This window comes from Enterovibrio nigricans DSM 22720 (assembly GCF_900167155.1).
Lineage (GTDB): Bacteria > Pseudomonadota > Gammaproteobacteria > Enterobacterales > Vibrionaceae > Enterovibrio > Enterovibrio nigricans.
On sequence record NZ_FUXU01000123.1, the window covers coordinates 1 to 7,340 of the forward strand.

Consider the following 7,340-nt stretch of genomic DNA (forward strand, 5'->3'; position numbering starts at 1 on the left):
CCACGAAGTGGCCCGGGTTGGCTTCCAGTACCACCGTAACCGACGTTCAATCTCAGGGGCGTATTTCTGCACCCAACGATAGAGAGTGGTGTGGTCGACATCGACACCTCGTTCCTCAAGCATTTCAGCCAGTTCGCGGTAACTCACCCCATACTTGCAGTACCAACGGACGGCCCAGAGGATAACCAGGCCAGAAAAGTGACGCCCTTTGAAATCAGTCATGCTTAATAAACGACGAGGAAGGTGACACTAGATTGCCTGAAACTTAAAACTTTGCAACGGAGCCCAAAATTGCCCCATTATTTGTTAGACTAAATACTCAATCAAACACTATTAATAAAAATGATCATACAAATACTAATGTGGGCCTGATAAGCACATTTCTTGATGAAATCTACTTATGCTCTTTCTCCATACTTTAGGAACTCTACTACAAACATATTCCTACTATTTTCTCTGGGAATGAGCTCAAGTGTTGCACCGTGTAGTGCTGTAATGTCTTTGCAAATTGACATCCCTAAACCCGCACCGTCGCCATATTCGGAATGACCCCGATAAAACTGTTCGAAGATTCTTTCACGAGTTTCTTTCGGGATGTCTGGACCAGTATCGGAAATTAAAACTTTGATTGTATTATTTTTATCTATGACGCTGACTTGGATGTCACTGTGTTCGCCGGAGTAACGAATCGCATTATCGACGAGGTTACGAAATAACACCTCTAACAACATTCGATCACCTGATATAGCGATGTTGGAAGATGATAAACTGATGTCTTGCTTATGCTTCAATGCTAACGGTGCCAAATCAGCAACAACGATTTGCAACAAAGGGGTTAGCTCAACGGTGTCGAATGCAAGTTCTGATAAGCTATCTACTTTAGCTAAAGTCAGTAGCTGATGGATAAGGCGGTCAGTGCGTTCAATGCCTTGCAGAATATTATGTAAATCTCCTCTCAGTTGCTCCGGATCATTACTTTCAAGTGCATTTTCTACGTTAAGACGAAGGATTGTTAGTGGGGTTTTTAGCTCATGTGCTGCAGCACGTGTGAAGCGTTTCTCTCTTTGCCTAGCTAACTCTAGTTCAGAGAGGAGAGAGTTGAGTGAATCGACAAGTGGTGCGAGTTCAACGGTGTTGTCTTTTATATGAATGCGATCTAATCGGTGTGCGTTTTTTTGTGTGATGGCAGTGCGCAGGTCATTAATTGGTCGGAAATGTTTATTGATCAGCCAAAACAGCAAAAGCAACAAAGTTGGTAGTATCAGCAATTGTTCTATTGATGTGGATAGGGCAATTTCGTGGATGATCTCTCTACGTATATTGTATTTTTCTGCAACCACGACGTACTCATTGTCATGTTTTGTTTGTGGCAGTGAAATCTGAAATGTACGCCATTGTGTACCGTCTTTTACGATATCAGCGTAGCCGTTATTATCAAAGGATGTAGAGAGTGCGTGCAAGCCTTGATCAGAGCTCCAGATCAGCGTGTTGTCTCGATAGAATTGAAAAACCAAGTTTTGTTCATAAGGATGGCCGAACGTTGTGACATTGTCGTCGTCAGACTTTGACATTGACTCAATGTTTTCCATCCACTCATTAAATAATTCTCGATGGCTAGCGAGTGTCCTCTCTTCGGTCGAAATCGAGAGCGTCAGCAACATTAATTTTGCGGATTGTCCAAGCCTAGCGTCATAAACTTCTTCGACTTCGTGCTTCGCAGATTGGAAATTGAAATAAAGTGAGATGAGTAAGAGAACACTTACCAACACGCCTACTGATAGAGTTAACTGACGTTTGAGCGAGTATGGTTTATTATCTTTCAAGAATGTACCCTACACCGCGAATATTTTTAATGACCACTTTGGGCGCTTTTTTACGCAAATTGTGAATATGAACTTCGATAGCATTGTCGCTTGAGCCTTCATCCCAGCCGTGTAGCGATTGTTGCAATTGCTCCTTACTTTGTACGCGTCCGGCGTTAGTCATCAAACTGGTGAGGATTTTAAATTCGTTGCGCGTGAGTTTAAGCGGCGCATCATCATAGCGAATACTTTGTTCTGACAAGGATAAAGACAACTGCCCAACCTGAATGATTTCTTCTGCGCTACCGGATTGACGGCGAATCAACACGCGCAAGCGAGCGAGCAATTCTTCGAGTGCAAACGGTTTTCCGAGGTAATCATCTGCGCCGCTATCAAGGCCTTGGACGCGATCGCGAATGTCGTCCCGGGCGGTAAGTATCATCACTGGGAGCTTAAATCCGCCTTTACGAATATTACCCAGAACTTCCAATCCATCGATATCGGGGAGAGTGAGATCCAAAATCACGGCAGTGAACGCTTCTGTTTTGAGTGCGCTAGTCACGCCAGCCCCTTTTTCCATCCAATCCACGGTGTATCCATGGCGACTTAATGAAGTCACCATGGATTGACCGAGTAGTTTGTCATCTTCTACGAGTAATAAGCGCATGGATTATTTCAAACTCCCAAGAGTCGCTTCAATTTCCAGTTTTCGACCTTTATCAGCCAAAGGTCGGTCAGGGCGAGGTGACGCCTGTATTGCGCGAGTCAAATACACTTTCGCTTCTTTGTCTCGACCTTCTTCTGCAAGGTAGTCTCCATAAAAATAGTTCGGATCGATGCCTTTTGGATTGATCTCTAACGCTTTTTTCAACATTTCTTCGGCTTTATCGTCATCACCAAAGCCAATTGGCCACCCCGGAACTTTGTAATACAGAGAACCTAAACTAGTGTATGCAGAGCCATCAAGCGTTTGCGGTGAAGTTGCGATGACCCCTTCGAGTAAAGATTTGGCTTCTTTGGCGAGTGATAGTGCACCCAAGCCACCTTGAGCACCAGCCAGCGATGCTTTATTGATTGCCAGCCAAACGGTGAGTTCGGGATTGCCCGGTTCTCTGTCGAGATAAATATTGGTTTTGTCAATCGCGTGATGGAAGCATTGTACCTTTTCGTCACCATCGGGCGTACTGTATTGGCATTCCGCCCATTTCTTTTGAACCTGGTGCAGTGGAATATTAGCTGCCAACGCAGCGGTCGAAGCTAACGTTGAACAAACCGTCAAAGCGCAAAGTAGTTGTTTGGTATTCATCGTCTAGTTCCTCTTTAGTTACTGACTCGGTTTACGTATTGGTGAATGGTTTCATGTTGCTTGCGAATCGCTGAGGAAACCACGCTTGGAAGCAATTGATTGATGCGAGCAAAAAGCTTTTCAGGCCAACCAATCCACTTCGCGGAAATTTCTTTTTCCAACATGGTGACAACGTGATCGGCAACAACTTGTGTGGAGTCTGTTTTGTTACCCAGCCGTCGATTCATTTCATTGACGGCATCGCTATTGAGCGAGGTTTCTGTTGCTCTTGGTGCCAAATACAGCACTCGAATTCCGGTGGCGAACAGTTCTCTATCGAGTGATTCGGTAAAACGGTGCAATCCCGCTTTTGCCGCGCAATAGGAGGTATAGCCAGGATAGCCAATTGAGCCGAATGTTGAACCAATATTGAGAATCAACCCAGGCTGTTTTAACCACGTCAACGCCGATTGACACAGCAGTATCGGCGCAACGAGATTGAGTTGGATCTCATCTGCAATCTGCGTTGGTCGTTTGTGGCTTAACAACGAGAAGTCGTTGCTGCCCGCATTGTTAATCAGAGCGTCCACTTTTTGGTGCTGACGCGCTCGATCTTTAATGGCGGTTAATCCTTCTGGTGACGTGATGTCCGCAACTAGTAGGTCATGGCGTTCTGGATTCAGCAGTTCACGTTGTAGTGTTTGTAAGCTCTCTTCGTTTCGACTTACAAGTATGAGGCTCGCACCGTGTTTTGCTAATTCTTGCGCGATGGCTTGCCCAATTCCCCCCGTTGCGCCTGTTAGAAGAATAGTGCTGTTGTTAATGATCATGCTTAACCTCATGCCGCTTGCTGGGTTGAGAAAGAAGGCAAAGAACGCAACATTTGTCCGTACAGTGCAAACACCATTTTTGCGGAGTCGATGATGACTTGTTGGTCTTCCACTTTGGTGATTTTGTTCATCAATGACTCAAAAAATTGCAGATGATCTTGGTCTATAACGCTGTGTGAAATTAGATAAGTCATTGCTGAAGGTGGTAGACTAAGCGTTGACTGGATTTTTTCTGCCATTGAGCCACCAATGCCAACACTAGTACCTTCTAATACCCATACCATACCAAACAGAGCAAGTGGGTTATGGCGGTCAATGTTGTAGTAAAGGTATGAAACCATGAGTTCAATAGGCGCACTGACTTGGCCTGCTTCTTTGTTATTGCGCACTGCTTCGGCGTCGCCGCCACACGCTTTGATATCATTTAAAATCCATTCTTGATGGCCTTTCTCTTCCTCTATGTACTCGGCAATGGCGTCTCGTACCCATTCGTATTCGCCAGATAGTCGACCTCCACACGCCATCAGCAAAGGAACAGTGTGCTTAACGTGATGATAAGCTTGGGTGAGAAAGGCGATATACATCTCTTTGGTAATATTGCCTTGCTGAACATCTGCGATGACTGGTGCTGTTAACATTTCTTGTTGAGCTGCGATAGTGCTTAGTTTGAGTTGTTCGAAAAATAAAGTCATAACCTTCTCCTTAAGAAGCCGTTAACTAAAGTGCAGTTTGGAAAGACGTAATGTGTTGCTGAAATGGCAAATCGATACGTTGGATCTTTTGCGCTTCCAGTGTTAATTCAGGTGTTGTACTAGTTAATAAATGAGCCACATCATGTTCGATTTGATTTCGTTTTAGCTTGCCGCTATCCGTGTACCAACCAGAGATGGCTCGTGGGTTGTCCAGCAGCAATAAGGTTCGGATTTGAGCGTAATCGGGTAGGGTTCGGTTTAATGCATGAACCTTTGTTTCGACGTCTTCGCTATTGGTAATGACAGCACATAATGTTTGTTGGCTATCGCCTGTAACGAACAGTGGCGTCATCGGCAAAAACGCCAACGCTTCTGATTCAATCCATTCCGGTGAGACATTTCTGCCGTATGTGGTGACGATAAGGTTCTTCTTGCGCCCCGAGAGAGTGACAAAGCCTTGCGCGTCAATTTGGGCTAAGTCGCCAGTTGCTAACCACTCTTGAGTAAACGGCTCATTCAAATAGCCAAGTGCAACATTGCCTTTGACGAGCAGTTCACCATCTTCCGCGATACGAATCTGAGCGTGGGGAAGCGGTTTGCCACACGTTCCTGCTTTATATACGGCTGGTGTATTCAAACAAACGACGGAGCCACATTCAGACAAGCCATAACCTTCAAACGCCGGGATGTTCAGCGCATGCGCGGTGTTAATCAGTTGCGACGACACTCTTGCGCCGCCAACAGCAACAAATTTGAGAGAATCCACAAGAGAGGGCTGCTGTTTCGCGATATGAATGAGCGCAAGCAATAAAGCCGGTGTTAGCACTAAACTTTCTGGTTTGATGGTCGCTAATGCTTGTGCAAACAGACGCGGTTCGAATTGGCTTGAACCGAGTAAGCCGGTTTGCTCTCCGGGTAAAATATATGACGTCACGCCCAACATGAGTGGAACATAAACGCCGGTTATGTTCTCGAGAAGCGTCGATAACGGAAGCAGCACTAAGTGTGAGTGCGCCGTGCCGTTTACTGCGTCGGCGAGCGATTTCGCTACCAAACACAAATGATCATTGCTTAAACACACGCCTTTAGGCTGACCAGTCGAGCCAGACGTAAATGTGATTTTTCCGGTTTCTGGTAGATAAGCCACCTGTGTATCTTCATCTCTCAACTGGCTACGACGCAGCAAAGGCAAATTTGCAATGGAAAGCGGATGGTCTTGCTGGTTAAAGCTTTGCTTAGGATTAGATGCCAACCATGATTGCCAATCGCCGACTAAAGCATCGACGCCTGATTGCTCTAACGTATGTTCAACTTGTGCATCAGAGAAAAAAGTCGGAATAGGTACGACGACTATGTCTGCCGCCATCGCCGCCAAATCAACAATGGCCCAATCGATACTGTTTTCTGCGCGTAGCGCGAGTGCTTTGATGTTCTGTGCAATAAGCTCGGCGGCAACGAGTTCGATCTTGTTTAACACTTCAGAGTAAGTTAGTTCAACCGTTTGATTCGCTTCGTAGCCGACAAGCGCTACTCGGTCTGGTGTCGTTTTTGCCCATTTTGTAATGACATCGAGGAGAATATTCATACATCACCTATATTCTGGCGTGGTGTTTAACCAAGTTGTTCTGGTTGTGCTTGCGGTTTTAACGACGTTTACTTTTCTATCTAGGCTTGTTTGCGGTTTCTTTCTTGGACTAATCGAAGACATTCGAGTCCTTTTTGCAAATTGCCAGCTAACACACGCGGTTGATGTTCGTAGTATGCCCCCCAAGAGGACTCGGCATCGGGGACTTTGTTTCGATCGGCCTGCGCGATGATATAAGGCTCCAATCCTAGGCGCGCCATCATGGCGTGAAGTGGGTCTGTCGAGGTGAAGATGCACCATTCAAAACCGAGATTGACCAGCATTTCTGCGATGAGGTAGAAGTGCAGAGACGACATGCCCTTGGCGAAAGACGCCAAGTGACCGAATTCCACTAAGTTCGAACGTTTTACGTCGCAGTTAAATACGTTAGAAACCAGCTTTTGGGCGTCGTCTTCTAAATACTGTTCAAGGAACAAGGGCTCATCTTCGGCGATGCGAAAGCCGCACACGGAAATAATTTGACCGCCTTCAATGAGGGTTAAATACGCCGGCATAAATTGTTTCAGCTCGGCAAAGAATGCTTCTTGATAACGCTGAGAAACATGCTCGATAACTTGGCTCCAAAGCGGATGCATCGGATAAACGATGTCTAAAGTAAAGCCATCTGCAGAAGTTTGTGCATGGTGTTTCATGAGCGCTTCCTTTGTTTGAGTAGTTATTAACAAAATAAAACGCGAAACTTAAGAAACCCTTAAGGAATGAGTGTTTGTAAATAAATTATTCTGTAAAGAGCACTGAGTAATCTGCACCATCAATATTGGCTCTGTTGCAAAGTTTTGGTATTCAGGCAATCTAGTGCCACACTTCTCGTCGTTTATTAAGCATGACTGATTTCAAAGGGCGTCACTTTTCTGGCCAAGTTATCCTCTGGGCCGTCCGTTGGTACTGTAAGTATGGGGTGAGTTACCGCGAACTGGCTGAAATGCTTGAGGAACGAGGGGTCGATGTCGACTATACAACAATCTATCGTTGGGTACAGAAATACGCGCCTGAAATTGAACGTCGGTTACGGTGGTACTGGAAGCCAACCCAGGCCTCATCGTGGCAACTCGATGAAACCTACGTCAAAGTCAAAGGTCGCTGGAT

At 45.6% G+C, this 7,340-nt stretch carries 8 protein-coding genes and 1 pseudogene; 1 reads left to right on the forward strand and 8 read right to left on the reverse strand.

From position 1 onward, the window contains the following. The 8 genes and pseudogenes from B5D35_RS21845 to B5D35_RS21880 form a co-directional block, all read right to left on the reverse strand. Positions 1-222 (reverse strand): annotated as a pseudogene (locus B5D35_RS21845) (IS6 family transposase); the annotation flags it as partial. Positions 223-398: 176 nt separating this feature from the next. Then, on the reverse strand, positions 399-1,823 hold the full coding sequence (locus tag B5D35_RS21850) for a sensor histidine kinase (RefSeq protein WP_078754560.1): 1,425 nt from the start codon (positions 1,821-1,823) through the stop codon (positions 399-401). Beyond that, positions 1,813-2,469, reverse strand: a complete 657-nt coding sequence (locus B5D35_RS21855; RefSeq protein ID WP_078754561.1) for a response regulator — start codon at positions 2,467-2,469, stop codon at positions 1,813-1,815. Before B5D35_RS21855 ends, B5D35_RS21850 begins: the two co-directional genes overlap by 11 nt. Positions 2,470-2,472: 3 nt before the next feature. Beyond that, positions 2,473-3,108 (reverse strand): tetratricopeptide repeat protein, encoded by a 636-nt coding sequence (locus B5D35_RS21860; RefSeq protein WP_078754562.1) that lies wholly within the window; start codon positions 3,106-3,108, stop codon positions 2,473-2,475. Positions 3,109-3,122: 14 nt separating this feature from the next. Next, positions 3,123-3,917 carry an SDR family oxidoreductase gene (locus B5D35_RS21865; protein ID WP_078754563.1) on the reverse strand — a complete coding sequence of 265 codons (795 nt, stop codon included), beginning with the start codon at positions 3,915-3,917 and terminating at the stop codon, positions 3,123-3,125. Positions 3,918-3,925: 8 nt separating this feature from the next. After that, positions 3,926-4,609 carry an iron-containing redox enzyme family protein gene (locus tag B5D35_RS21870; RefSeq protein ID WP_078754564.1) on the reverse strand — a complete coding sequence of 228 codons (684 nt, stop codon included), beginning with the start codon at positions 4,607-4,609 and terminating at the stop codon, positions 3,926-3,928. Positions 4,610-4,634: 25 nt separating this feature from the next. Further along, positions 4,635-6,194: an AMP-binding protein gene (locus tag B5D35_RS21875; RefSeq protein WP_078754565.1), complete on the reverse strand. Its 1,560-nt coding sequence runs from the start codon at positions 6,192-6,194 to the stop codon at positions 4,635-4,637. Positions 6,195-6,274: 80 nt separating this feature from the next. Next, positions 6,275-6,886, reverse strand: a complete 612-nt coding sequence (locus B5D35_RS21880) for a thermostable hemolysin (RefSeq protein ID WP_078754566.1) — start codon at positions 6,884-6,886, stop codon at positions 6,275-6,277. A 191-nt stretch (positions 6,887-7,077) separates the two neighbouring features. Between B5D35_RS21880 and B5D35_RS21885 the strand changes: the two genes are divergently transcribed. After that, a partial coding sequence (locus B5D35_RS21885) for an IS6 family transposase (RefSeq protein WP_139367832.1) occupies positions 7,078-7,340 on the forward strand: 263 nt, incomplete at its 3' end.

Bases quoted from the DNA above. Each gene is read 5' to 3' on its own strand.
- B5D35_RS21855 (WP_078754561.1), bottom strand. From the start codon at position 2,469: ATGCGCTTATTACTCGTAGAAGATGACAAACTACTCGGTCAATCCATG.
- B5D35_RS21860 (WP_078754562.1), bottom strand. From the start codon at position 3,108: ATGAATACCAAACAACTACTTTGCGCTTTGACGGTTTGTTCAACGTTA.
- B5D35_RS21865 (WP_078754563.1), bottom strand. From the start codon at position 3,917: ATGATCATTAACAACAGCACTATTCTTCTAACAGGCGCAACGGGGGGA.
- B5D35_RS21870 (WP_078754564.1), bottom strand. From the start codon at position 4,609: ATGACTTTATTTTTCGAACAACTCAAACTAAGCACTATCGCAGCTCAA.
- B5D35_RS21875 (WP_078754565.1), bottom strand. From the start codon at position 6,194: ATGAATATTCTCCTCGATGTCATTACAAAATGGGCAAAAACGACACCA.
- B5D35_RS21880 (WP_078754566.1), bottom strand. From the start codon at position 6,886: ATGAAACACCATGCACAAACTTCTGCAGATGGCTTTACTTTAGACATC.